General features: G+C 64.6%; 20 protein-coding genes. 5 read left to right on the top strand and 15 right to left on the bottom strand.

Annotated elements, in window-relative coordinates; all coding sequences use genetic code 11:
- Positions 1-341: 341 nt before the first annotated feature.
- A complete protein-coding gene (locus OCA5_RS13225; protein ID WP_012562516.1) occupies positions 342-4,868 on the top strand; it encodes an apolipoprotein A-IV repeat region-like domain-containing protein in 4,527 nt (1,508 codons plus the stop codon).
- Between the two features lie 374 nt (positions 4,869-5,242).
- Here OCA5_RS13225 and glk read toward each other — a convergent pair whose 3' ends face one another.
- From glk to OCA5_RS13245, 4 genes are read right to left on the bottom strand one after another with little or no spacing between them, the layout of a single operon-like run.
- Complete coding sequence (glk, locus tag OCA5_RS13230) at positions 5,243-6,238, bottom strand: glucokinase (protein WP_012562515.1); 996 nt, start codon at positions 6,236-6,238, stop codon at positions 5,243-5,245.
- Complete coding sequence (locus tag OCA5_RS13235; protein ID WP_012562514.1) at positions 6,238-7,104, bottom strand: MlaD family protein; 867 nt, start codon at positions 7,102-7,104, stop codon at positions 6,238-6,240. The genes glk and OCA5_RS13235 overlap by 1 nt, the downstream gene beginning before the upstream one ends.
- 15 nt (positions 7,105-7,119) lie before the next feature.
- Complete coding sequence (locus tag OCA5_RS13240; RefSeq protein ID WP_012562513.1) at positions 7,120-7,887, bottom strand: ABC transporter ATP-binding protein; 768 nt, start codon at positions 7,885-7,887, stop codon at positions 7,120-7,122.
- A 1-nt stretch (position 7,888) separates the two neighbouring features.
- Positions 7,889-9,025, bottom strand: coding sequence for an ABC transporter permease (locus tag OCA5_RS13245; RefSeq protein ID WP_012562512.1), 1,137 nt, complete (start codon positions 9,023-9,025; stop codon positions 7,889-7,891).
- A gap of 134 nt (positions 9,026-9,159) precedes the next feature.
- Here OCA5_RS13245 and dgcA point away from each other — a divergent pair, with 134 nt between their 5' ends.
- Positions 9,160-10,146, top strand: a complete 987-nt coding sequence (gene dgcA, locus OCA5_RS13250; RefSeq protein ID WP_012562511.1) for an N-acetyl-D-Glu racemase DgcA — start codon at positions 9,160-9,162, stop codon at positions 10,144-10,146.
- A 183-nt stretch (positions 10,147-10,329) separates the two neighbouring features.
- Positions 10,330-11,697 (top strand): hypothetical protein, encoded by a 1,368-nt coding sequence (locus OCA5_RS13255; RefSeq protein WP_012562509.1) that lies wholly within the window; start codon positions 10,330-10,332, stop codon positions 11,695-11,697.
- A gap of 104 nt (positions 11,698-11,801) precedes the next feature.
- On the opposite strand, the gene OCA5_RS13260 is transcribed toward OCA5_RS13255, so the two are convergent.
- From OCA5_RS13260 to thiD, 5 genes are all read right to left on the bottom strand, one after another.
- Positions 11,802-12,794, bottom strand: coding sequence for a threonine ammonia-lyase (locus tag OCA5_RS13260; RefSeq protein ID WP_012562508.1), 993 nt, complete (start codon positions 12,792-12,794; stop codon positions 11,802-11,804).
- A gap of 39 nt (positions 12,795-12,833) precedes the next feature.
- A complete protein-coding gene (locus tag OCA5_RS13265) occupies positions 12,834-13,862 on the bottom strand; it encodes a glycosyltransferase family 4 protein (RefSeq protein WP_012562507.1) in 1,029 nt (342 codons plus the stop codon).
- Positions 13,862-14,674: a UDP-2,3-diacylglucosamine diphosphatase gene (locus OCA5_RS13270; protein ID WP_012562506.1), complete on the bottom strand. Its 813-nt coding sequence runs from the start codon at positions 14,672-14,674 to the stop codon at positions 13,862-13,864. Before OCA5_RS13270 ends, OCA5_RS13265 begins: the two co-directional genes overlap by 1 nt.
- Positions 14,675-14,728: 54 nt before the next feature.
- A complete protein-coding gene (locus OCA5_RS13275) occupies positions 14,729-15,376 on the bottom strand; it encodes a class I SAM-dependent methyltransferase (protein ID WP_012562505.1) in 648 nt (215 codons plus the stop codon).
- A gap of 91 nt (positions 15,377-15,467) precedes the next feature.
- Positions 15,468-16,268, bottom strand: a complete 801-nt coding sequence (gene thiD / locus OCA5_RS13280) for a bifunctional hydroxymethylpyrimidine kinase/phosphomethylpyrimidine kinase (RefSeq protein WP_012562504.1) — start codon at positions 16,266-16,268, stop codon at positions 15,468-15,470.
- A 173-nt stretch (positions 16,269-16,441) separates the two neighbouring features.
- On the opposite strand from thiD, the gene OCA5_RS13285 reads away from it, so the two are divergent.
- Positions 16,442-16,864: a CHRD domain-containing protein gene (locus OCA5_RS13285; protein WP_012562503.1), complete on the top strand. Its 423-nt coding sequence runs from the start codon at positions 16,442-16,444 to the stop codon at positions 16,862-16,864.
- A 108-nt stretch (positions 16,865-16,972) separates the two neighbouring features.
- Here the strand turns inward: OCA5_RS13285 and murJ are convergent, their stop codons facing one another.
- From murJ to OCA5_RS13310, 5 genes are all read right to left on the bottom strand, one after another.
- A complete protein-coding gene (murJ, locus tag OCA5_RS13290) occupies positions 16,973-18,502 on the bottom strand; it encodes a murein biosynthesis integral membrane protein MurJ (protein ID WP_012562502.1) in 1,530 nt (509 codons plus the stop codon).
- 166 nt (positions 18,503-18,668) lie between these two features.
- Positions 18,669-19,811 carry a DegT/DnrJ/EryC1/StrS family aminotransferase gene (locus OCA5_RS13295; protein WP_013913264.1) on the bottom strand — a complete coding sequence of 381 codons (1,143 nt, stop codon included), beginning with the start codon at positions 19,809-19,811 and terminating at the stop codon, positions 18,669-18,671.
- Between the two features lie 48 nt (positions 19,812-19,859).
- Complete coding sequence (locus tag OCA5_RS13300; protein ID WP_012562500.1) at positions 19,860-20,861, bottom strand: Gfo/Idh/MocA family protein; 1,002 nt, start codon at positions 20,859-20,861, stop codon at positions 19,860-19,862.
- A 316-nt stretch (positions 20,862-21,177) separates the two neighbouring features.
- The gene (locus OCA5_RS13305) at positions 21,178-22,587 is read right to left on the bottom strand and encodes a mannose-1-phosphate guanylyltransferase/mannose-6-phosphate isomerase (protein ID WP_013913265.1); all 1,410 of its coding nucleotides are present in this window, start codon (positions 22,585-22,587) and stop codon (positions 21,178-21,180) included.
- Between the two features lie 31 nt (positions 22,588-22,618).
- The gene (locus tag OCA5_RS13310) at positions 22,619-23,635 is read right to left on the bottom strand and encodes an NAD-dependent epimerase (protein WP_041559640.1); all 1,017 of its coding nucleotides are present in this window, start codon (positions 23,633-23,635) and stop codon (positions 22,619-22,621) included.
- A 137-nt stretch (positions 23,636-23,772) separates the two neighbouring features.
- Between OCA5_RS13310 and OCA5_RS13315 the strand changes: the two genes are divergently transcribed.
- Complete coding sequence (locus OCA5_RS13315) at positions 23,773-24,735, top strand: lysylphosphatidylglycerol synthase transmembrane domain-containing protein (RefSeq protein WP_012562497.1); 963 nt, start codon at positions 23,773-23,775, stop codon at positions 24,733-24,735.
- A gap of 15 nt (positions 24,736-24,750) precedes the next feature.
- Here the strand turns inward: OCA5_RS13315 and rfaE1 are convergent, their stop codons facing one another.
- Positions 24,751-26,223 carry a D-glycero-beta-D-manno-heptose-7-phosphate kinase gene (gene rfaE1, locus OCA5_RS13320; protein ID WP_012562496.1) on the bottom strand — a complete coding sequence of 491 codons (1,473 nt, stop codon included), beginning with the start codon at positions 26,221-26,223 and terminating at the stop codon, positions 24,751-24,753.
- Positions 26,224-26,239 lie beyond the last annotated feature (16 nt).

Raw genomic sequence — 26,239 nt, forward strand, 5'->3', positions numbered from 1 at the left:
CGGGACGGCCGTAGCGCCCAGCGAACATGAATCCGGTTAACGGAACCTTTCCGAACCGGACCTCGACGCGGAAACACGATTTTGCCACATTTTCACCAAGGCCCGAAATCCGGGGATTTGGCGCGTCCGCGCTGCCGCGCGCGTTAACGATGATTAAAATGTTCTTAACGCGAGCCATTTCATTCGACCCAATCAGCCAATAGGATGTTGGCGGAAATGGGGGACAAGCCAACATCCGCCAGCGCCATGGCCGGCGGATTGTGGCAATGACGGACTGCCGTGGCACTCTCGCGCCTCGGCACCTGTTAGTAATGCGTGCTAAAACAAGGGCGTACCAGTAAATGGCGAAAAACTCGAAGGTCAAAGACCCAACTGAAGTCGCCCTCTCTGCGATTCAGGAAGCGCTGAACATCTCCGACCCTTCGCATGTCGCGGACGACAAGATCACCGCGCCGAACGAGCCTCTCCACACGCCCGACAGTGATTTCGACGACGCCCGTTTCGGCCGCCCTGCCGCGAACGACGATCGCGAAGCCATCGGCAGCGTGCTGCAGACGCTTCAGCGCAGCCGCCCGCGCCACAGCTCGTATCTGTTCGCCGGAATCTTCTCCGCCCTCTGGGTGGTCGCCGCCGCGTTTCTGATTTTCGCCTTCCTGCCCTCGCTGCAGGCCATGATCGGCTCGACCAATGGCGGCATGCTGGCCCTCGTGGGCCTCGCCTGCGTGTTCGTCACGCCGCTCATTCTGTTCTACTTCATCGCAAGCGTGTCCTGGCGCAGCCAGGAGCTCAGCATGATCGCGCAATCGATGGCGCAGATGGCCGTGCGCTTCTCGGAGCCCGAGCATGTCGCAAACGACGCCATGGTCACGGTCGGCCAGGCGATCCGCCGCGAGGTTGCGGCGATGGGCGACGGCGTGGAACGCGCCATCGCGCGTGCGGGTGAACTCGAAGCCCTCGTCACCAACGAAGTTTCGGCGCTCGAGCGCGCCTACAGCGACAACGAAGTCCGCATCCGCGCCCTGCTCGATGACATTTCCGCCCAGCGCGACGCCCTCGTCGGCCAGGCCGAGCAGGTCCGCAACGCGATTTCCGGCGTGCAGATCGATCTGCGTCAGGACATCGCCATCATCAGCGACGCCATCGCCTCGCGAGTCGATGAGGTGACGAACAACATCACCCATATGCTCGAAGAGCGCAGCGATCACATCACCGGCGCGTTCGCCGCCGCCGGCGACAACATGATCATCGCACTCGGCGAGCGTGGCGGCGACCTGCTCGACCGCCTCGAGGAAGCGAGCAACCAGACCGCCAACGCGGTGCTGGAGGCGAGCGAACAGCTCACCGCCAACCTCAACTTCAAGACCAGCCACATTCAGGAAGAGTTCGCCGAACTCGCAGACAACATTCACGAGCTTCTGAACGAGCGGGTCGAGCGCATCACCGGCGACTTCGACCAGCGCGCCAACACCATTGTCGATGGCATCACGCTACGCACCGAGCAGGTGCATGACACGCTGAAGAACTCCGGCGACTCGCTGCTCACCGAAATGGATTTGCGTGCAGCCGATCTTGCCGCCCGCGTCGACGAAGTCAGCAACCGTCTGGCGGAGCGCATCCTCATCAGCGGCGAAAAGACCAGCGAAGCCCTCGACGTCACCGTCAACACGCTCGTCGCCAAGGTCGTAGGACAGACCGAGAGTTCGCACGAGGCGCTCGTCTCCGGCATCTCATCGTTCGAAAACCTGATCCGCGAACAGGGCAGCGAACTCGCTGAAAAGTTCGCCCGCGACAGCGGCACGCTCGGCGCGTTGATCACCCGCCACGTGGCGGAGTTCGACCGCACGGTGCGCAGCTATGGCGGCGAGATCGTCGACCGCATGGGCCAGCACACCCAGAGCATCGCCGACAACCTCAAGACATACGTCGACACCTTCGATACCCGCGTCACCGCCCACGGCGCGCAGATCCGCGACACGCTCGATGAGCGCCTCGGCGCCTTCCAGAGCGCGCTGGACTCCCGCGTCACCACGCTCGAAGTGTCGCTCGACACCACCATCAAATCATTCGACAGCACAATCGATCAGCGCCTGTCCTCGCTCGAACTGTCGTTCGACAAGCGCGCCGAAGCCGTCACCCAGACGATCGACGCGCAGAGCACCGCGCTCGCCGACACCCTCACCACCCGCTTCGGCGAAATGCAGAAGGGCCTCGAAACCCACGCCGGTTCGGTCGCTTCCGACATCGAGGCGCGCGTGGTGCGCTTCGAGAACCTGCTCGACATCCGTGTCGAGTCGGCTGCCAACCGCATCGAGGCGAGCGGCCAGAAGGCCGGCGAGACTCTCGTCTCCCGCACCGAGGAATTGACCCAGAGCATCAAGTCGCGGGTCGAGGATTCGGAGCGCACGCTCACCAATCTCGTCGCCGAGACGAGCGAAGCGATCCAGCTTGGCGCACGCAGCGCCCAGCAGTCGCTGCTCGCTCTGTCGGGCGAAGTCGGCTCGCAACTGCGCGGGACGGCCGGCGACATCGAGCGCGCGGTGCAGGCCAGCGCCCGCGAGGCCGAGGGCGCCCTCTTCCTCGCCTCCAACAATGCGAGCGCTCACATCAAGTCGACCGCGGCCGAGATCGAGCGCACCATCGCCGGCGGCACCGAGAGCTTCGGCCTTGCCCTCACCGGCAAGATCGATGCGATCACCGGCGGGGTCCGCGAGCAGACCGAGTACCTCACGCTCATCCTTGACGAGAAGCGCACGCCGCTCACCGAGGCGATCGCCGCCAAGACCGAGTTGCTTGCCGCCGCCATCGGCGAGAAGAACAACGAACTCGTCACGGCACTGGACGCCAAGGCCGATCAGTTCGCCGAGACCCTGAACGCCAAGACCGGCCTGTTTGCCGAGACGCTAACCACGAAGACCGGCCTACTCTCCGAGACGCTCGCCGCCAGAACCGGCGAGCTGGCCGAAACCCTGAGCGGCAAGAGCAACGAGCTTGCCCAGACGCTGACCCTCAAGAGTGGCGAGCTGACCCAGGTTCTCGACGGCACCAGCCGTCAACTCACCCAGGCGCTCGACGGCTCCACGAGCCAGCTCACCAGCACGCTCGACAGCAAGAGCGGCCAGCTCGTGGAAGCGCTCAACACGCGCAGCAACGCGTTCGCCCATGCGATCGGCGCCGCAACCACCAGCGCGCTCAAGTCGATCGAGACCCAGAGCGGCGATTTCACCGTGCAGATGATGAGCCACAGCTCGGACATCTCGCGCCAGATCGCCGCCGCGAGCGAGCTTGCGACCGGCTCCGTCAGCAAGGCGCTGAAGGACGTCGAGGCGAGCACCCGCGCCGCGATCGACCAGTCGCGTCAGGTTGCGACCGCCGCCGTCACCGAGATGCAGGAAACGAGCAAGATCCTGCGCACCGACACCGTCGCATTGTTCGAGCGGCTGCGCGAAGGCAACATCCTTCTGCAGGAAGTGCTCACCGGAGCTCACGAAAACCTCAACTCGCTCGAGCGCGCGCTCGTCACGCGGGTCGCGGATTTCGTCACCGCGCTCAACGACGTCACCGACCGCAACAGTTCTTCCACCACCGCGCTGGAAGAGCACCTGCGCACCTTCAACGAATCCACGACCAGCGCGCTGGAAGGTCTCACCAGCCTCTCGACGCAGTTCGAGAGCCATGGCCGGCTGCTGACCGAAGCGGTTCGTCAGGTGGAGGAAAGCAACGAGCGTACCTCGCAATCGGTTGGCGAGCGTCAGACCCTGATGGATCAGCTCGTCACCACCATCGACACCCGCACCGTGGACCTCGACGAGCGCCTCAGCCGCTTCGTCAGCCTGCTTGAAGAATCACTGAACGCCGCCGAGCTGCGTGCCCGCGACATCGCACGCGTCGTCGCCGAAAGCGCCGGAGCAAGCTCCTCCGCTGTCGGTCGCCAGTTCGAGGCGGTGCGCGTCGCCGTCGAGGAAGAGCGTCGCCAGACGCTCGAGGCGATGGGCGAGATCTACGATCGCGGCACGCAGGATGCCGCCGCGATGTTCGGCCAGGCCTCCGAGAAGTTCAGCGACGTCGTCCATGCCATGAAGGAGATGGCGGCCGAGCTGCACCGCGAACTCGACTCCACCCGCGCCGACCTGCGCCGTGGCGTTCTCGAACTGCCGCAGGAAGCTGCCGAGAGCACCGCGCAGATGCGCAAAGTGATCGTCGACCAGATCGAGGCGTTGGCCGAACTCAACCGCATCGTTGCCCGTCATGGCCGCGGCCTCGACGTCGCCCCGCGCCAGCGCGAGGAAGAGCCCGTCATGGTGGCTGCCGGCGGACGCACCGAAAGCCGCCCCGCTGCACCGCGTGGCCGCGACTATGGCAGCGCATCCAGCCTGCCGCCGCCCGATCTCGGCGCCACGCAGCCGCAGCGTCGTGCTGAAGCGCCTCCGGTGAGCCCGGCTGGTTCGGATCAGGCGCGTGACGGCTGGCTGTCGGATCTGCTGAACCGCACCGACGCGACCGTCACCGAACGTGGCCGCACCGCGCGCCCTGCCAATCCGCTCGAAGCGCTCTCGCTCGACATCACGCGGCTGGTCGATCGCGACCTCGCCGCCGAGATGTGGGACCGCTACCAGCGCGGCGAGCGCAAGGCGTTCAACAAGCGCCTCTATACGCCCGCGGGCCAGAAGGCGTTCGACGAGGTCGCGCGCAAGTATCGCGCCGACCGTGGCTTCAAGCAGACGGTGGACCGCTACATCACCGAGTTCGAGCGGCTGCTCGACGACGTGTCACGCGACGAGCGTGGACCGGCGGTGCTGCGCAACCACCTCGTCTCCGAGACGGGCCTCGTCTACACCCTGCTCGCACACGCCGCAGGCCGCCTCGTCTGATCGCAGGCGCAGGACTGAAATGAAAAAGCGGAAGCCGAAAAGCTTCCGCTTTTTTATGAACTGGCTTTGGTCGTCGTCATTGCGAGGAGGCAAAGCCGACGAAGCAATCCAGATTCATTTTTCAGACAAGTCAGGATTGCTTCTCTCCACCTCTCCCCGTTGGAGAGAGGTGGAGAGCGTCTGCGAGCGGGTGAGGGGGTTCCTAAGATTACTTGAGGCAGGCTTCACGAATCCCAGCAACAGCGTACGCCCTCACCCGGAGGCGTCGCTTACGCTCCGCCTCCGACCTCTCCCCACGGGAGAGGTGCGCTCAAACTTAGTCCCCGCTGAGTCTCGCATTTTCTCCCGATGGGATGTCTCACGACGCAACTACTCTAGTAATCCGCCCCCACCGGCACATTCGCGAGGCCGGTCAGCGCGGGCGACTCTTCAAGGATAAGCCGCGTCGGCACCGTGCGCAGCCAGTCGCGGAAGCGGCCCTTGTCCTCGAACCGCGCGCGGAAGCCGGAGGCCGCAAACGCCTCCTTGAAACGCGGCAGGATGCCGCCCGCGATATAGATGCCGCCGTTCGCACCAAGCGTCAGCGCAAGGTCGCTCGCAATCGTGCCCAACAGTTCGCAGAAATGCGCGAACGCTTTCACGCAACGCGGATCGCTGCCCTTGATGGCACGCTCCGTGACATCGGATGGCGCAAGTAGCTCGGCGGCAACGCCCTCGATCTCGCACACCGCCTCGTAGAGATTGACGAGCCCCGCTCCCGACAGCGCGCGCTCGGCCGAGACATGGCCGAACCGCCGGCGCAGAATGGCGAGGATGCGATCCTCCATCCCGGTCGAAGCCGGCAAGCTGACATGCCCGCCCTCTCCCGGCACCAGGGTCCACTGCGCGCCATGCGGCACCAGTGCGCCGACACCAAGCCCGGTACCGGGACCGACCACGCCAATCGGGCCGCTCGCGTTCGGCACATCCGGTCCGATGGGGAAACAATCGGTCTGCGGCAGATAGGGAATGGACGAGGCCGCCGCGGCGAAATCGTTGAGCACGCGAAACGCCGTCAACCCGAGGCTGCGCCGCATCGCCTCTGCCGAGAACGACCAGTCGAGATTGGTCATCTTCACCGCGTCGCCACGCACCGGCCCCGCCACATCGATCACCGCGACTGTCGGCTTGAAGTCAGGCGGCAGCGTCGCGAGATAATCGGTCATCGCCTCAAGCAGAGAGTCGTAGCGGCTCACCTCGACGCGCTGCAGATGCGTGTAGGCACCGTGCCGGGCGAGCGCGAAGCGCGCATGCGTTCCGCCGATATCACCGATGATCCGCAGATCATCGAGCCCCAAATCATCGGATCTTGCGCGGTTCGCCGCCGTCATTACGGGCGGTGTGCTCGGGAACGGGGCGGCGCAGCCGGAGGAGCAGCCTGCGGCGGCACGGGCCGCACGTCGGCGTTGCTTGCACCGAACAGCACGCGGGTCGGGTTGCGATCGAAATTGTTCACCGCGCGCGAGATGTCCGCGAGGGTGCGGCGGCTGTCCGTAATCAGCGCCCGCCCGTCCGACAGGAGAACCGCGGTGCGCTTGTCGAGATTGTCGGCCAGTTCGCGGAACGAGCGCGCGGCCTGCTGCAGATCGCCCTCCTGGCCTTCCTTGTTGCCCATCAGGGATTCGACGCCGGCCATGATGTTGTCGATGCGGCCCGAATTGTCGGCGAGCGCCTTCGAGAACGCCTTCAGGTTCGCCATGCTGTCGTGAAGCGCATCCTTGTTGTCGGTAACGAGCTTGTTGACGTTCTGCAGCGTCGCGCGCACCGCCTCGCCGATATCCATGATCGCGTTCGGATCGGCGTTCAGCGTCGGCACGCCGTCATCCGCCACCGGAATGCCACCGGCATCGAGCGAGCCGCCCTTCAGCGAAACTGACGACACGCCGGTCAACCCCGCGAACTCCAGCCCGACCAGAGTGTCGGCGCGGATCGGCGCACTCTTGTCGACGGCTGCGATCACCACGACGCGCTTCGGATCGTCGAGCTTGATCGACGTCACCTCGCCGATCTTGATGCCATTGAAATTGACGTTGCCGCCGGTGCGCAAGCCCGAAGCAGCGCCCTCGAAGATGATGCGGATCGGAGTGCGCTGCGCCACCGCGCCGAGGTTCTGGAACCAGAACACGAAGCCGAACGCCGCCGCGATCACCGCGATCGTAAAGGCGCCGATCAGAAGATAATTGGCCCGCGTTTCCATCACTCAAACTCCGCTCTACGCAATAACGGTACGCGCACGCTTGCCGTGAAAATATTGCCGCAACCACGGGTGCGGCGACGCCAGCATGTCCTGCATGGTGCCGACCAGCAGCACCTTTTTGTCGCCGAGCACGGCGATGCGGTTACATGCGGTTTTCAGGCTGTCGAGGTCGTGCGTTACCATGAAAACAGTCAGCCCCAAAGCGCGCTGCAGCGTCATGACGAGCTCGTCGAAGTCGCCGGCGCTGATCGGATCGAGGCCGGAGGTCGGCTCGTCGAGGAACACGATCTCCGGATCGAGCGCGAGCGCACGCGCCAGCGCCACGCGCTTGATCATGCCGCCCGACAGTTCCGAGGGATAAAGATCCGCCGTTTCCGGCCGCAGACCCACCATGGTGAGCTTGGCGATGACGATCTCGTCCAGCAGCCGCTCCGACACGTTCATGAACTCGCGCACCGGGAACTGGATATTCTGCCGCACCGTCAGCGAGGAAAACAGCGCACCCTGCTGGAACAAAACGCCCCAGCGGCGCTCGATGGCGCTGCGCGTTTTATCGTCGGCCTCGTTCATGTTGACGCCGAACACCTCGATGGTGCCCGAGCGCTTCGGCATCAGTCCAAGGATGGTGCGCGTCAGCACCGACTTGCCCGCGCCCGAGGGGCCGACGAAGCCGAGGATTTCACCGCGCTTCACGTCGAGGCTCAGTTTGTCGAGGATCAGCTTGTCGCCGAACCCGACCGTGAGGTCACGCACCCGGATGATCGCATCGCTCGCTGCCGCCATCTCAGACTCCGATCGAGGCGAAGAAGATGGCGAAAATGCCGTCGACGACGATCACGAAGAAGATCGACTTCACCACCGAGGCCGTCGTGTGCTGGCCGAGCGATTCCGCGCTGCCCCGCACCGCCGCACCCTCGACGCAGGCGATGATGCCGATAATCAGCGCCATGAACGGCGCCTTTACGAGACCGACGGTGAAATGGTTGATCGAGATCGCCTCCCGCAGCCGCGCGAGAAACGCATCGGGCTGCACGCCGCCATAGAGCCACGCGGTGAGGCCGCCGCCGTACAGCGCCGCCATCGCGCCAAGAAAGGCGAGGATCGGCATTGCGATGATGAGCGCGAGAATGCGCGGCAGAATCAGCACCTCGGTCGGGTCGAACCCCATGGTGCGCAGCGCATCGACTTCCTCGCGCATCCGCATCGAGCCGAGCTCGGCGGTGTAGGCACTGCCGGAGCGGCCCGCGACCATGATCGCGACCAGCAGCACGCCGATCTCGCGCAGCACGAGCACGCCGAGCATATCGACCACGAACACGTCCGCACCGAACTTGCGGAACTGGAAGATGCCCTGCTGGGCAATGATGCAGCCGATCAGGAACGTAATGAGCAGCACGATCGGCACTGCGCGCCAGCACACCTGCTCAAGATGATGGATGGTCGAGGTGAAACGGAAGTGGCTCGGATGCAGGATCACACGCCACAGCGCATGAAGAACCGAGCCCATCATGTTGAGGAGGCTGAGGAGCGTCTGCCCGACCTCGACGACGCTGCGGCCGACCGCCTCGACCGCACGGATCGGGCCGAACGCCGGGCGCGGCTGCACCGGCGGCGCCTTCACACGCTTCACTTCTTCGACGAGGCTCGCGTAATCCGCCGACAGGCCCGCGATCGGCGGAGCGACGTCGCCACGAATTTGCGCGCGCCGCAGCCGTTCGATCAGCCAGGCGCCGAACGTATCGAGCCGGGAGACCTGCGAGACATCGATGACGAGGGCTGCATTGCGGCTCTTGCCTGCGCGCTCGGTGTGCTCGACAAGCTTCTCCAGCGCGGGCGCGTGATGCACGGTCCATTCCCCGGCCGCGCGCAACGCCACACCGGCGCCAAGCGGCGTCTGCTCGAGGGTTGGATGGCCGTTCACGAAAGGCTCCCGCAAATATGATGCCCGCCAATCGCGAGCTAACAGGTTCCCGGTCCTGCTTGTAAGGAGGACCTGCTAAGAGCCATAATTGTGGCACAACGGCAAGCCCGTCTTCAACTGACCGACACATTTCCATGACAACCGTTCCATTCCAGCTCCGCGCGCACATCGAGCGCTGGCCGATCGCGGGCCGCTTCACCATCAGCCGCGGCAGCAAGACCGAAGCCGCCGTCGTCGTCGCCGAGATCAGCCGCAACGGCGTCACCGGCCGCGGCGAGTGCGTGCCCTATCCGCGCTATGGCGAAACGCCAGATGCGGCTGCCGACACGATACATTCAGTCGGCCAGTGGGCGACCCTCACGCGCGAGGAGTTGCGCGAGCGCGTGCCGCCCGGCGCCGCACGCAACGCCATCGACTGCGCGTTGTGGGATCTGGAAGCGAAGGAAGCGAAGCGCCGAGTTTGGGAGCTTGCGGATTTACCGCCGCCCGGTCCTGTGACCACCGCCTACACGATCTCGCTCAGTACGCCCGACGATATGGCCCAAGCAGCAAGCGCCGCCGCGCATCGTCCGCTTCTCAAGGTGAAACTCGGCGGCGACGGCGACGACGCGCGCATCGCAGCCGTGCGCCGTGCGGCGCCTGCCGCGACGTTGATCGTCGATGCCAACGAGGCGTGGTCTGAAGCGAACCTCCCGCGCAATCTGGATGCCTGCGCCGCCGCCGGTGTCGTGCTGGTCGAGCAGCCATTGCCCGCCGGGCAGGACGAGGCGCTGGCGCACATCATCCGCCCCATTCCGGTGTGTGCCGACGAGAGCGCGCACGCGACCGCATCTCTTGCCGCGCTCGTCGGGCGTTACGACGCGGTCAACATCAAGCTCGACAAGACCGGCGGCCTCACCGAGGCGCTGGCGATGCGCCGCGAGGCCGACCGCCTCGGGCTGCGCATCATGGTCGGCTGCATGGTCGCGACCTCGCTTGCGATGGCGCCCGCGCTCCTCGTCGCGCAAGGCGCCTTTATTGTGGATCTCGACGGCCCACTTCTGCTCGCCAAGGACCGCACGCCCGCTTTGCGTTATGAAGGTTCGATTCTTCATCCTCCCGAGGTAGCTCTGTGGGGTTAGAGAGCACGCTTTGATTCCATCCAAGCGCGACTCTCGGCGGCGCGGCAAATAAGTCAGCGGATAACTCAAAACCGCCGGTTGCCTGCCTCAGTAAAATCAGATTCGATCAGAGCGGTTTTCATGTTCCAATTGCCGGGCCCGCGCGCGCATGTGCCGTTTGCGCGGGCGAGTGAGGGTGTGCCCATGGCTGAAGAAGCCTTTGCCCTGTCGCCGATTTCCACGAGTTCTGCGGTGCCGACCGATGCCGATTACGAAGCCATCCGCGAAGCCTTCATGGAGACCTCACGCGGCCGCTGGTTTCTCACCGAATATGCCCGGCGCAACCGCAATGCCGACACCGCCATGGTGCTGGAGGCCGTGACGCGGATCGAGCAAAGCCTTGCGGCCGAAGCACAATCTGCGGCCGAAGTGCAACCCGCTCCGGAGCCGGAGGGCCTGCCCGAGGCCGTGCGCGCGGCGCTCGAACAGGCGCGGGCCACGATCCGCGCCGAGTTCAGCGAAGCGGCCTTCGACCACACCTTCCTGCCGTGGCGCAAAAGCCTGCGGATCATCCGCGAGGTGATCTGGGGCCTGCGGGAATCCGGCTCTGATCCGCGTATCTGCAACATCCTCGACGGCCAGGTGCGCGCCATCGAGGCGGCGTGTGACGAATTCCCGCTGGACAACATCTGCCGGCAAATTCTGGCACCGATCAACGAACTGCTTGGCGACGGCGAGGCTGTTGCAAAGGAGACAAGCGCTGCGCTGGAGAGCGATGCCATAACTGTCGCTGCACCGGAAATCGCCGCTGCTCCGAAGACACAGGCCGAGGCTGCTGTTGAAGCCGTTGCCGTCGAGGCGATCGCTGAAACGATGGTCGAAGCCGCTTCCGACACAGAGCTTGAGATATCCCTGCCGGAGCAAGCCGAAGCCGTGCACGCGCAATCCGCGACTGCGCCGGAAATGAGCGCGCCGGTCGAAGCCGCAACTACTGAGAGCGTGGATATTGTCGCCCTCGAAGCCGAGGCCACCGACATCGCAGCCGTGGATGCTACGCTCGATATGGACGCAGCTCCTGCCATGGCCGCAGAGGCTGTATCGGAAACACCAGAGGCCGCCGCCGTGCCGCAGCCCGCATCTGAAGCGGCTGCGCAGCAAGCCATCGCTCCCGAAGTTGCGGCGCCCGAACCGGTCCATGTTGAGGCCGAGACTCCGCGCCCCGTGACGATCCTGAACGCGTCCGCCTCGCCGCAGACGGTTGCTCAGCCAATGGCCGAGCCGGAGCCCGCCCGCGAAACCGCGGTTCATGCAACAGCCGCCAGCCTTCCGAAGGTCGACCCGACCACCGTCGAGGCTGCTACTGCGGCGAGCAGCGAACCGGTTGCAACCGAGGACGACCTCTGGGCGGATATCGAGGCCGAGATCGCCCCCCTGCCCGCACTCGAGAACGGCGCCTCGCTTGGCGCGACGCTGATCGCGCAAGGCGTGGTGCGGCCCTCAGCCGCCACCGCCGACCTGCTGGCGCCGATCCGCCGCATGAGCCATGCCGAACGGATCGCGTTCTTCAGCTAGAGCGATCCATCGGGGTCGATGCAGTCGTATCTGTCGTCCCCGCGAAGGCAGGGAGTCAGTCTGGTTCGGTTTGCGCGGGAGCAACTGAAAGGAAGCCCGGACGATCAGTCGTTCGCCTGCTGTCCAATCGCCTCGGCATAAAGCCCGGCATCAACATTTCCGCCGGAGAGCACGATCACCACGGTCTTTCCGCGCGCGTCCATCCGCCCGGCGAGAAGCGCCGCCAGCGCCACCGCGCCGCCCGGCTCCACCACCAGCTTCAGCTCACTGAAGGCGAACGCCATCGCCTGCATCGCCTCGGCGTCGGTCGCCGTCACACCGCCCGCTACCAGTTGGCGGTTGATCGCAAACGTCAGTTCGCCCGGCTCCGGCGCCATCAGCGCGTCGCAGATCGAGCGAGCCTTCGCATCGTGGCGCTGCCGCACGCCGCTCGCCAGCGAGCGGGCGTGGTCGTCATAGCCGGCAGGCTCCGAGGTCAGCAGCCGCGCCTGCGGAAAATGATGGTTGGTCGCAAGCGCGATGCCCGCCACCAATCCGCCGCCCGAAGCCGGCGCGGACACGAGATCGGGTGCAATCCCGCGCGCATGCAGGTCCTCGGCAATCTCGAGACCGACGGTGCCCTGCCCCGCAATGATCTGCGGATCGTCGAACGGCCGCACCAGCGTCGCGCCGCTCTCGGCCACGATCGCCTCCGCAATGCCCTCGCGGCTTTCGCGGTCGCGGTCGTAAAGGACGACACGGGCGCCGTACCCCTTGGTGCGCTCGCGCTTGAACGCCGGCGCATCGGCCGGCATCACGATGGTCGCAGGCAGGCCGATGATTTGCGCGGCGGCGGCAACGCCCTGCGCATGGTTGCCCGACGAATAGGCGACGACGCCCCTGACGCGCTCGTTCTCCGGAATGAGCGAGAGACGATTGAACGCGCCGCGAAACTTGAACGAGCCGGTCCGCTGCAGCACTTCCGGCTTGACGAAAACACGAGCGCCGGTCGCGGCATCGAGCGCCGGCGAACTCAGGAGCGGCGTTCGGACCGCGTGCCCGGCGAGCCTGCGGGCGGCGGCTTCGATATCAGCATAGACAGGGAGGGTCTGGTCCATCGTGCCGTCTTATCGCGACAGACCGCCGCCGATCAAGAGTTAGGCCGCGGCGCAGATCGCCGGCGCGAGGTCGCGGCGCGCGTGGACGATATTATCGATGAAGGCGCGCGCGCAGGCCTCCCAGGTGTGCGCCAGCGCGAAATCCCGGCAGGCGTCGCGGGAGATAGCAAGCGCGCCACGGCAGGCAGCGGCGAGATCCTCGTCGAGCACACCGACCGGCACATCGCCGATCACGTCCTTCGGCCCGCTCACCGGGAAGGCCGCCACCGGCACGCCGCTTGCGAGCGCCTCCAGCAGCACCAGCCCGAACGTATCGGTCCGGCTCGGAAACACGAACACGTCCGCTGCCGCATAGGCTTTCGCCAGCGCATCGCCCTGCATCGCGCCGAGAAAGATCGCATCGGGATAACGGCGCTCCAGTTCCGCGCGCGCGGGGCCATCACCGACTACCACCTTGGTGCCGGGAAGATCGAGGCTGAGAAACGCCTCAAGATTCTTCTCAACGGCGACACGCCCGACCGAGAGGAAGATCGGCCGCGGCAGACCGAGATCGAGCGCGCGTGGATGAAACAGGTTGGTATCGACGCCGCGCGGCCACAGCGCGACATTATGAAAGCCGCGTCCGCGCAGTTCATCGGCCAGCGCCGGCGTTGCTGCCATCACCGCCTGGCTCTGCGCATGAAAGCGCCGCAGCCCCGCCCAGACCCAGGATTCCGGGATCGGCGAGCGCGCCGAGACGTACTCAGGAAAACGGGTATGAAAGCTCGTGGTGAACGGGAGCTGCCGCCTCAAGCAATAGCGCCGCACCAGAAGGCCGATCGGCCCTTCGGTCGCGATATGGATATTGTCCGGCCGCGCGTCTTCGATCAGCGCCGCGACCCTGGCAGGCCCCGGCAACGCAACACGCAGATCGGGGTAACTCGGCAGCGCCACAGTGGCGAAGGATTGCGGCGTGAGAAACGTCACCTCCGCACCGAGCCCACGCGCGGCCTCCGCCATCATGGTGAGCGTGCGAACGACGCCGTTGATCTGCGGATGCCACGCATCGGTGGCGACCAGAATGCGCATCAGGCCGCCTGCGCCGCGATGGCGGGCACCGGCGCGAGCTGCCGCAACGGCACCGTCCACCGGATGATCTCGAAGCGGCCGTCGTGATGCTCGACCAGTGCCGTACAGCTCTCTACCCAGTCGCCGCAATTCATGTAGCGGATGCCGTCATATTCGCCGATCGTCGCGTAATGGATGTGGCCGCATATCACGCCGTCCGCGCCGTACCGGCGCGCCTCGGCGGCGAGCGTCTGCTCGAACGCGCCGATGTAATTCACCGCGTTCTTCACCTTCAGCTTCGCCCATTGCGACAGCGACCAATAGGGCGAGCCGAACATGCGACGAAACACATTGACGAAACGGTTGGCCTGAATGGCGAGGTCGTAGGCCTTGTCACCGAGATGCGCGAGCCAGCGCGCGTTCTGCACGACGAGATCGAACAGATCGCCGTGGATGACGAGATAGCGCCTGCCGTCGAGACCTTCGTGGATCACCTGCTCGACCACTTCGACACCGCCGAAATGCGTGCCGTAATAGGAGCGCAGGAATTCGTCGTGATTGCCGGGCACATAGAAAACCTTCGCGCCCTTGCGGACGCGGCGGAGCATCTTCTGCACGAAATCGTTGTGTGATTGCGGCCAGTGCCAATGGGACTTCAGTGCCCAGCCATCGACGATGTCGCCAACGAGATAGATCGTCTCGGCATCGTGCACGCGGAGGAAATCGAGAAGCCGCTCGGCTTGCGATCCTCTTGCTCCCAGATGGACATCGGAAATAAATAAAGTGCGGAAGGTCCGTTCCGGAATGCCATCTGAGATAGAGACGTTTTCCATGGGCGTGCAGCTAGCAGAGTTGTGTGACAGGGCGATGACGGCGCGCGGCCTTCATCAGGCAGCAATCGATGGCGTGCGTTCGAAGCAAACCAGCGTGTAGAACGGCGCCACTTTCCGCCGCTCGATCAGCGCGGCTTCGGCATTGGATTGCGCCCAGGCCGCAAGCCGCGCGAACGGAAATTCGGGGCGCAGACCCAGCGCGCGGGTACGCTTCGCCGCCCAGCGCTCGACCGCAGCCGCGACGCCCACCTCCGAGTAGAGATGATTGACGAGAATGATGCGCCCGCCCGGCTTCACCACGCGGTGACATTCGGACAGCACCTGCTCGGGGTTCGCCACCAGCGTGATAACAAACTGCGCCACGACACAGTCGAATGTCGCATCGGCAAACGACATGCGGTGCGCATCCATCTGCAGCACGTCCCTGACGTGCGGGTAGCGTCCGCTTTCCATCTTCGCCCGCGCCTTGGCGAGCATCGGCGCGCTCATGTCGATGCCGGTGATTTCGGTCCCCGCATCGTAATCGTCGAAGGAAAGGCCGGTGCCGACGCCGACCTCGAGAATTTTTCCGCCGATGGCGCAGGCAGCGGCTGCAGCGGCGCGGCGGCCTTTCACCATCACAGGCCCGCACACCGCATCATAGATCGGCGCCCAGCGGGCATAGGCCGTTTCAACGGTCGATCGGTCGAGATCCGTGCTCATGGTTGCGATCCAGAAAGGCGTTTGGGCGTTTGCGATGGATCGCACCTAACAGCGTCGTGCGACAAATGCGCGACAGCGAAGGGCCGCACGTTCAGTAGAAGGCGTGAAAGTGGTGGATCGGGCCATGGTCGCGGCTGAGCTGCAGGCGGTCGGCCTCGGCAATCGCCGCGCTCACATAGTCTTTCGCCTCGCCCACCGCGTCTTCAAGACTGTGGCCCTTGGCAAGGCCAGCGGCAATCGCCGACGACAGCGTGCAGCCAGTGCCGTGCACGTTTTTGGTTCTGACGCGTTCGGCGGCAAGACGAATCACCTGATCCTCGCGGATGAGATAATCGATGCTCTGCGGTCCCTCGCCGTGCCCGCCCTTGATCAGCACGGCCGGCACGCCGAGCCGCAGAATGCGGCGGCCCTGCCCGACAATCTCGTCCTCGGTTTGCGCAACGTCTTCCTCGAGCAGCGCCGCTGCCTCGGGCAGGTTCGGCGTCGCGAGGCTTGCGACCGGGATCAGCCGCGTGCGGATCGCCTCGACGGCATCTTCGGCGAGAAGCCGGTCGCCGGAGGTTGCGATCATCACCGGATCGAGCACGACGTTCTTCGCCTTCCAGTGAATGAGCCGCTCGGTAATCGTCTCGATGATCGGCTCCGACGCCGTCATCCCGATCTTGACCGCGCCGACAGCGAGATCGCTCATCACCGCATCGATCTGCGCGGCGACGAAATCAGCCGGCGATTCATGAATCGCGGTCACGCCCCTGGTGTTCTGCGCCGTCAACGCGGTGATGGCGGTGGTGCCATAGACGCCGAGCGCGGAAAAAGTCTTGAGGTCGGCCTGAATGCCCGCGCCGCCGATCGTGTCCGAGCCCGCAATCGAAAGTGCAACCGGTATCGTCATCGTCCAAACAATCCTCAAACCATTCCAACCGACACTAGTACCGCCGATTTGAGGCCCCTGCATCACTTTCGGCAACCCCACCCGAAACCCTATCAAACTTCCGCCAGCGGCGAACTAAATAGCCCCAGCCGGGGTTGTAGAAACATTCTTCACCCCCGCTACGGGAGAATCCCATGTACGGCAAAACCATGAGTGCGGCTGCCATCCTCACGACCCTCGTGATGGTCTCACCGGCCAACGCCGAAAAGATCGCAATGAAGCTCAACCTCAGCGGCGCAAGCGAGGTGCCACCAAACGACAGCAAAGCCACAGGCACCGCCGACGTGAACTACGATACCGCCTCGAAGATGCTGACGTGGAAGGTCACCTATTCCGGTCTCACCGGTCCTGCAACCATGGCCCATTTTCACGGCCCGGCCGAGCCCGGCAAGAACGCGGGCATCATGATCCCGTTCAAGGATGTCGCGAGCGGTGCGCAGGGCAGTGCTACGCTGACGGACACGCAGGCCACCGACCTGATGGCCGGAAAAATGTACATCAACGTTCACACCGCGGCACATCCGGGCGGTGAAATCCGCGCACAGGTGGTGAAGTAAACTCACCTGTTATTGCGAGAAACCCATGCGACGAAGCAATCCAGTCATGCCGGGTTGCTTCGCTTCGCCGTAATGACGAGATGATGCGACACAGCCGTCGCAATTGCTTTATGGCCGTACCAGCGCCTTCAGCCAGCGCGGGCCGAACAGCGCGATAATCAGTGCGGCATAAACCACGGTGCCGACCGCCACCAAAATCAGCAGCGCGATTTCGTCGTGCGCGACCGTGACAGATGTGAGCCACCGCGCGGCGAGCAGCGAGGCGCCCCACAGCGCGGCGGCGAGGCTCACGCCCGCGATGGCGAATTTACCGAGCGATTGCGTGAAGGCGCGATCGATGTCGAGAAAACCACGGTGAACCGCAAAGCCGAGCACAAGCAGCAGGTTCACCCACTGCCCGATCGCGGTTGCAAGCGCGAGGCCGATCTGCGCCAGCGAGCCCATCAGCAGAAGCTTCAGCACGAGGTTGACGGCAATCCCGGTCAGCGCCGATTTCACCGGCGTCGCGGTGTCCTTGCGGGCGTAGAACGTCGCAACCGCGCTGCGGATCAGCACGAAGGGGATGAGGCCGACCGCATAAGCCGCAAGCGTCGCGCCGGCGGTTGCAGCATCCGCACTCGAGAACGCGCCGCGCGCAAACATCGCGCGCATGATGACGTCCGGCACTGTGAGGAAGGCCGCGACGAACGGCACGGAGAACAACAGCGTGAACTCGAACGCACGGCGTTGCGCGGCCATCGCGCCGGCATGATCGCCGCCGCTGATCCGCCGCGCCATGTCCGGCAGCAGCACGGTGCCAATCGCAATACCGATCACGCCAATCGGCAGCTGGTTCAGGCGATCGGCGTAATAGAGCGCCGACAGCGCGCCGGAGGCGAGGAAGGTCGCGATGATGGTGTCCGCGAACAGCGCGATTTGCGTGCCCATCGAGCCCACCGTGGCGGGCCCGAGTGCCCGAAAGAATCCGACGATGTCTTCATCGAACTTGATCTTGGCGAAACGCGGCAGCACGCCAGTGCGCGCAGCATCGCCCGCCAGCAGGAAATATTGCAGGAAGCCGGAGATCAGCACGCCCCACGCCGCCGCATGTCCCGCACTCGGAAAGAACGCGGCGAGTGCCAGCGTCATCATCATCGACAGATTAAGCAGGATCGACGCCGCCGCCGCGCTCGCAAAGCGCTGCATCACGTTGAGGATGCCGCCGTAGAGCGTCACCAGCGTAATCAGCAGCAGGTATGGAAAGGTGATCCGGGTCAGTTCGATCGCGAGTTCGCGCTGGCCGGGGTCATCCGAGAAGCCCGGCGCGAGCAGCGAGATCGCCTGCGGCATGAACAGCCACGCCACCGCGAGCAGCACAATCTGGCTCGCGAACAGGAGCGTGAAAATGCGGTCGGCAAACAGGTGCGCGGATGCCGGCCCGCCCTTGTCCTGCACATGGGTGTAGGCGGGAATGAAGGCGGCGTTGAACGCGCCTTCGGCAAAGATCGCCCGGAAGTGATTCGGCAACCGCAACGCGACGAAGAAAGCGTCCGCGAGCGGGCCCGCGCCGAGAATCGCGGCGAGCATGATGTCGCGCGCAAAGCCCGTCACGCGCGACAGCAGCGTATAACCGCCAACAGTAAAGATCCGGCCGAGCATCCGATGTTTCTACAGTACGGAAGCTTTCTCGCGAACTGGTGAAAGCTCAACTTGCTCCGTCATGGCCGGATTTATTCCGGCCATCCACGCCTTTTTGGAGGCTGGCTAAGATGTGGATGCCCGGAATAAAGCCGGGCATGGCGACACTCTTACAAAGTGCCGATCATCAGCCGCGCACCGCGTCGCGCACAGCCGAAATGACACGGTCCAGCGTCGCCGCGTCGAGATAGGGGTGCATCGGCAGGCTGATGCACTCCCGCGACAGCTTTTCGCAGACCGGCAGGCCACCATCTGCGACAGGGTAATGCCGGTAGGCCGTCTGCTGGTGCATCGACTTCGGGTAGTAGATCGCGGTCGGAATGCCCTTGTCCCTCAAGGCTGCGGCAAACGCCTCGCGGGTGCCGTCCTTGACGCGGATCGTGTACTGCGCCCAGACCGAGAGATTGCCGGGCACGACCTTCGGCACGGTCACCACGTCACCGAGGCCCTTGGCGTAAGTCTCCGCGACGCGATTGCGCGCCTCGATCTCGTCGGGGAAAATTTTCAGCTTCTCGATCAGGATCGCCGCCTGCATGGTGTCAAGCCGGCCGGTAAGGCCGAGGCGGACGTTATCGTATTTCTCGCTGCCCTGCCCGTGTACGCGCACGCTACGCAGCGCTTCTGCAAGTGCCGCATCGTCGGTGAAGATCGCACCGCCGTCGCCGAAGCAGCCGAGCGGCTTCGCCGGAAAGAAGCTCGTCGCGGTGGCAAGGCCGAAGGTGCCGAGACGCTTGCCCTTATAGGTCGCGCCAAAACTCTGCGCGGCGTCGTCGAGCACGAACAGCCCCTCTTCCGCAGCAACCTTAGCCACCGCATCGTGGTCGGCGCTCTGGCCGAACAGATCGACCGGGATCACCGCCTTGGGCTTCAGCCCGGCCTTGCGGGCGGTAGCGATGCCACGCTTCAGGGAAGCGATATCGATGTTGAAGGTGGTCTCGTCGACGTCGACGAACACCGGCGTCGCACCGGCAAGCGCCACCACTTCACCGCTCGCGCAGAAGGTGAAGGACGGCACGAGCACCGCATCGCCCGGGCCGACCTGTTTCGCCATCAGCACCATCAAAAGCGCGTCGGTGCCGCTGGCGCAGGCGACGACATGCTTCGCGCCACAGAACGCCGCGAGATCGGCCTCGAACTGCGTCACCTCGGGCCCGCTGACGAACTGACAATGTGTCAGCACACGGCCGACCGCCTCGTCGATCGCCGGGCCCAGGCGCCGACGCTGCGCGCCAATGTCGATAAAGGCCACAGGCGAGGGTCGTTCATTCATGGCTAGTCACCAATCAAAAGGGAAACAGGAATGGGCAGGAAGCTAAGGTCAGCTCGCAGCGGCGCGCGGCGCGTGCGGATGTGGCTTTGCGGCAGGCTTCGGCCGCGTCTCGAGGCACTTGATCGCAATCTCGAGGCTCGCAACGCCCTCTTCGCCGGTGATCGCAGGCTTGCCGCCATTCTCGATCGCCTTGATGAAGGCCATCAGTTCGGCACGCAACGGTTCGTCATGGCCGACCGGCAGATGACGCATCGAATAGCTGCCATCGCGCTGGAAGCCGAAGCACTCGGTCACCTGCCGCGTCAGCAGATCGCCCTGGATGTATTTGTTGCGGGTCGCGATCGTCGCGGTGCGCGCCTTGAACGGCGTCAGCCAGTTGGTGTTGATGTGCGCGAGCACACCGGACTCGGTGCGGAATTGCAGCAGCGCAATGTCCTCACGCTCGGCGACCGCGCTGGTGAGCTGCGGCTGCACCTCGACGATGTCGGATTCGGTAAACCAGCGGATCAGATCGATATCGTGCACGGCAAGATCGATCACCACGCCGACATTCGACATGCGCGGCGGGAACGGGCCGACGCGGGTGATCGCGACGGAGAGAATTTCTTCGCCACGCAGCGCTTCCTTGATGGTCGCAACCGCCGGGTTGAAGCGCTCGACATGGCCGACCATCAGGGCAACGCCCTTCTTGCGGGCGGCGTCGATGATCTCGCGCCCCTCAGCGCCGGTGGTCGCAATCGGCTTCTCGACAAGAACGTGCGCGCCATGCGCGATGCAGGCGAGCGACACGTCGCGATGCAGATGGGTCGGCGCGGCAATGGTGACGGCATCGACGCCGGCGGCGAGCAGTTCATCGACGCTCGCGAAGGTCGGGCAATCGATAAACCCGGAGACCCGCGAGCGGCTTTCCGCGAGAGGATCGGCAACGCCCGCGAGCTTCACGCCGGGCAACCCCGCCAACACGCGTGCATGGTTGCTGCCCATCACACCCGCACCGATCACGCCTACGCGCAACGCACCCCCGTCACGCGTCAATCCCTTGGAACTCATTGATGATTCACCCCTTAAAACCGCCGTAAGGCTGCGCCGTTCCTAGCACGGCGAAAGCGCCCCGCCGACCCTCAAAGGGCAGGCTCAGGGCGGCCGCCCGAACACGTTTTGATGCAAAAAATGTCAGCCGGACCTCGAAAAAACCCAAAAACCGAACCTGGGATGGCTCAGGTGTACGTGGGATCGTCATGCGCGGGCATAGCCGTTCGAAGAACGGCGTCGCTTCCGCTCGCCTATGACCCGCGCATCCATCGGAAAAGAAGAACGACTTCAACGAGATGGATTGCCGGGTCAAGCCCGGCAATGACAAGTAAGCCTAGCGCCGATAATCGTCCTCGATGCGGATGATGTCGTCCTCGCCGAGATAGCTACCGGTTTGAACCTCGATCAGCTCCAGCGGGATCTTGCCCGGGTTCTCCAGCCGGTGAGTCGCGCCGATCGGGATGTAGATCGATTCGTTCTCGTGGACGATCGACTCGGCGCCGTCGAGCGTCACCTTCGCGGCACCTCGCACCACGATCCAGTGCTCGGAGCGGTGGTGGTGCTTCTGCAGCGACAACCGCCCGCCCGCCTTGACGATGATCCGTTTCACCTGATGCCGGTCGCCAGTGTCGAGCGATTGATAGGAGCCCCAGGGCCGATGCACCTTGAGGTGATCCTCCGTCACCTGCGGCTGCGCCTTCTTCAGTTTCGCGACGAGCCGCTTCAGCGCGTTCGGGTCCTTCTGCCGCGATACCAGAATGGCGTCCTGCGTCGCCACCACCACGACATCGTCGACGCCCTCCAGTGCAACGAGCGCCTTGTCCGATGCGACGTTGCAGTTGGTCGCGCCCTCGAACACCGCTGTGCCGCGTGCGGCGTTGCCGTCGTCGTCCTTGGGCGAAAGCTCCCACACCGCGTGCCACGAGCCGACATCCGACCAACCGCAGGACAGCGGAATGACAGCCGCCCGCGCGGTCTTCTCCATCACGGCGTAGTCGATCGACATCGGCGTCGCGCGCGCAAACGACTCCTCATCGAGCGTGACAAAGCCGAGATCACTGCCCGCCTTCGCCACCGCCTCGCGCGCCGCAGCGACGCTTGCGGCATCGCTCGCCTCGTATTCGGACAGGAGCGTGCCGGCCGCGAACATGAAGTTGCCGCTGTTCCAGAGAAAGCCGTCGCGCACATAGGTCGTGGCCGTCGCCTCGTCCGGCTTCTCGACGAACTTCGCGACCGCCAGCACGTCGCCTGCGATCTTATCGCCGGGCTGGATATAGCCGTACTCGGTCGCGGCCCGTTCCGGCTTGATGCCGAACGTGACGATCCGCCCGCTTGCCGCCACCTCGACCGCCTGTCGGCAGGCTTCAACGAAAGTGTCCGCGTCGCTGACGACATGATCGGCGGCGAGCGCCAGCACCACCGCCTGCGGATCGCGGCTTGCGGCAAACGCCGCACCGGCGGCGATGGCGGGTCCGGAATCCCGGCGGCAAGGCTCGAGCAGAATGTCGGCCTCGCGTTCGATCTCGGCGAGCTGCTCGCGCACCATGAATCGGTAAAGCGCGTTGGTGATGACGATCGGCCGTGCGAACAGCGCCTCGTCGCTGACCCGCATCAGCGTATCCTGAAACGTCGAGTGTTGACCGAACAACGACAAAAACTGCTTCGGGCGGTTTTCCCGAGACGCCGGCCAGAGCCGTGTCCCGGCGCCGCCGCACATGATCAAGGGAATAATCTGTTTCGTCATTCGAGGCCGGCTTTCTGAAAAATCCGCGTGCTCAAATCCGGTGATACTGCCGATACCATGCCACAAAGCGCGCGACGCCGTCTGCGAGCGGCGTGTCGGGACGGAAATCAACTTCCCGCCGCAGGTCCTCGATGTCGGCATAGGTGGCGTAGACGTCACCCGCCTGCATCGGCAGCAATTCCTTGCGCGCGGTGCGGCCAAGCTCGCGCTCCATCGCCGCGACGAGGTCCATCAGCTTCTCCGGCTTGTTGTTGCCGATGTTGTAGATCCGCCAGGGCGCGTGGCTTGTCGCGGGGTCCGGCGCTTCGGGATTCCACGCGGGGTTCGGCTTTGCCGGACGCTGAGCAAGGCGCACCACCGCCTCCGTCACGTCATCGACATAGGTGAAGTCGCGCAGCATGTCGCCATTGTTGAACAGACGGATCGGCTTGTCCGCGACGATCGCGTTCGCGAACAGATACATCGCCATATCCGGACGGCCCCACGGCCCGTACACCGTGAAGAAACGCAGGCCCGTCGCCGGCAATCCATAGAGATGGCTGTAGGTATGCGCCATCAATTCGTTCGCCCGCTTGCTCGCGGCATAGAGACTGATCGGATGGTTGACGCTGTCGTGCTCGGAGAACGGCAGCTTGGTGTTCGCGCCATAGACCGAGGACGACGACGCAAACAGCAGATGCTCGCAGCCGTTATGCCGGCAGCCTTCAAGGATGTTGGCGAATCCCTGCAGATTGGAATCGATATAGACGTTGGGATGGTCGATCGAGTAGCGCACCCCCGCCTGCGCGGCGAGGTGGATCACCAGCGGGAAACGATGCGTCTCGAAAAGCGCGCGGACTGCGGCGCGGTCAGCCAGATCGATCTTCTCAAAGGCGAAGCCCCTGGCGTTCTTCAGGATCGCAAGCCGCGCCTCTTTCAGGGCGGGGTCGTAATAATCGTTGATATTGTCGAGGCCTATGACCTCGTGGCCAGCCTGCAGCAGCCGCTGCGCGACATGGAAGCCGATGAACCCGGCCGCTCCGGTAACGAGAATGGTTTTCTTGGACATCATCCCAGAACGGTTGACGAAAAAGATGGCGGCTTCACGATTGCTTTCCTATTGCGAGTTACGGCGTAAAGCCATACCACGCAGCGAAATATCCTCACCGGCGTCCGCTCACGCCGCCCTGCCATGGCATAGCCCGGATGCGCTCAGCCCTCCTTCTCGCCCTCCGCATCCTGATTTCGGTCGGGCTGCTCTATCTGTCGCTCCGGGGCATTCACTTCGACGCGGTGTGGGCGCGGCTGAACGATTTCGGCTTCGAGTGGTTCGCACTCGCCATTCTGACGACACTCCTGCAGGTGGTTCTCAGCGCCTACCGGTGGCGCGAGGTGACGGCGCAATGCGACGCGGCGCTCGATACTCCCCACGCGATCAAGTTCAACATGATCGGCACTTTCTTCAACCAGACGCTGCCCTCCTCCATCGGCGGCGACGCCATGCGGCTCTGGCTTCTCGGCCGCACCGCGGGCTGGCGGCAGGCGACCTACTCGGTGCTGGTGGACCGCGCCGTGGGTCTGATCGCACTCGCCGTCATCATCGTCGGCAGCCTGCCGTGGAGCTATCCGCTCATCACCAGCCCCAAGGGACAGATCGCGCTTGTCGTGATCGGCTGCACCGCGCTCGCGGGCAGCATCGGCTTTCTCGTGGTCGGCAGCCTGTCATGGCCATGGCTGAAAAAATGGTGGCCGCTGCGGCACGTCCATGCCTGCGGGGTCATTGCGAACAAAGTACTGTTCAATCTGACATCGGGGCCGAAGGTCGCGGTGCTGTCGTTCACCATCCACTCGCTCGCCGTCGTCGTCGCGTGGTGCTGCGTGCAGGCGATCCACGCGTCGGCGTCGTTCGGAGAACTCTTCCTGCTGATCCCGCCGATCATGCTCATCACCATGATGCCGATCTCGATCGCCGGCTGGGGCGTGCGCGAGGCCGCGATGACGGTGGCTTTTGGTTATGCCGGACTTGTCACCGGCGACGGCACGGTGGTGTCGATCCTGTTCGGCATCGTCACCTTCATCGTCGGCGCACTCGGCGGTCTGGTTTGGATTTCAAGCCCGGAAAAACGCGACCGGATCACGCCGGCCGTTCCGCGCATCGACGAGTCTTAGGCGTTTTGCGTTTGTCTATCCGCCGTTCTGCCGCGCGCGATTGACGAGCGACGTCGTGCTGTGGCCGGGCAGAATGTCGATCAGCACGACCTCACCGCCATTCGCGGCGACGAATTCATGGCCGACCACCTGCTCGCGGGTATAGTCGCCGCCCTTCACCAGCACGCTCGGCTTGATTTGCCGGATCAGATTGAGCGGCGTGTCTTCCTCGAAGATGACGACGAGATCGACGGCTTCCAGCGCCGCCAGCACTTCGGCGCGCGCAAGCTCCGCCTGCACCGGGCGGGTTTCGCCCTTCAGACGGCGGACTGACGAGTCGCTGTTGAGGCCGACGACGAGCCGGTCGCAGGTCGCGCGCGCCTGCGTCAGCACCCGCACATGGCCCGGATGCAGAATGTCGAAGCAGCCGTTGGTGAAGCCGATCCGCAGACCCGCACGGCGCCAGTCATCGAGCCGCGCGTCGAGCTCCTTCCAGCCGGAGACGACTTTCTCTTCCATCGTCAGCGATGCCTGCGGCACGATCTTCTTGCGCAACTCGGCACGCGTGACGCTTGCGGTACCGCGCTTGCCGACAGCCACCGCCGCGGCCGCCGATGCCGCACGCACCGCTTCCTCATCGCTCGCACCGCTTGCGAGCGCGAGCGCGAGCGTCGCCGCGACCGTATCGCCCGCGCCGGAGACGTCGCGGACCTTGGCCGGATAGGCTGGCACATGCAGCACGTCGCCATTCCTGGCGACAAGCGTCATGCCGTTTTCGCTTTGCGTAATCAGCATCGCCTCGCAGCCCGCAATCTCGATCGCTTCGCGCGCGGCGAGCCCGATCTCCTGCGGCGTGCGGGCGCGGCTGCGGGTCGCCTCGGTGAATTCCTTGCGGTTCGGCGTGAGGATAGACGCGCCGTGGTAGACCGCAAAATTGAGATGCTTGGGATCGACGATGACGCGCTTGTTAGCTTGATGCGCGGCATCGATGATCTCGCGGATCACGCGCTGGGTCAGCACGCCCTTGGCGTAATCGGACAGCAGCACGATGTCGGCGCGCGGCAGCGCCTTGATCGCCGCGGCGATCAGTTTCGACTCGACATCGGGCGCGGCTGCCAGCGCGACCTCCCAGTCCGCCCGCAGCATGTGGGTGGCGTAATGCTCGGAGACGAAACGCACCTTGCGCGTCGTCGGGCGCGAGGGATCGACAATCAGATTCGCCTCGATCAAGGCATCCTGCGTCAGATCGCTTTTCAACGTCTCGCCGGCCGCATCCTGACCGATCAGGCCGACGAAAATGCAGGTCGCGCCAAGGGCTGCGATATTGCGCGCAACGTTACCCGCGCCGCCGACATTGAGTTCGCTGCGCTGCGCGGCAATCACCGGCGCAGGCGCCTCGGGAGAGACGCGCGACACCTCGCCATAGACGAACTCGTCGAGCATCAGATCGCCGATGCACAGCACGGTCCGCTGCGTCATCCGCTCCGACAGCGTATCGAAATCAATCATGATGCGAGGCCTTCAT

Origin of the sequence: Afipia carboxidovorans OM5 (assembly GCF_000218565.1) — a bacterium.
Classification (GTDB): Bacteria; Pseudomonadota; Alphaproteobacteria; order Rhizobiales; family Xanthobacteraceae; genus Afipia; species Afipia carboxidovorans.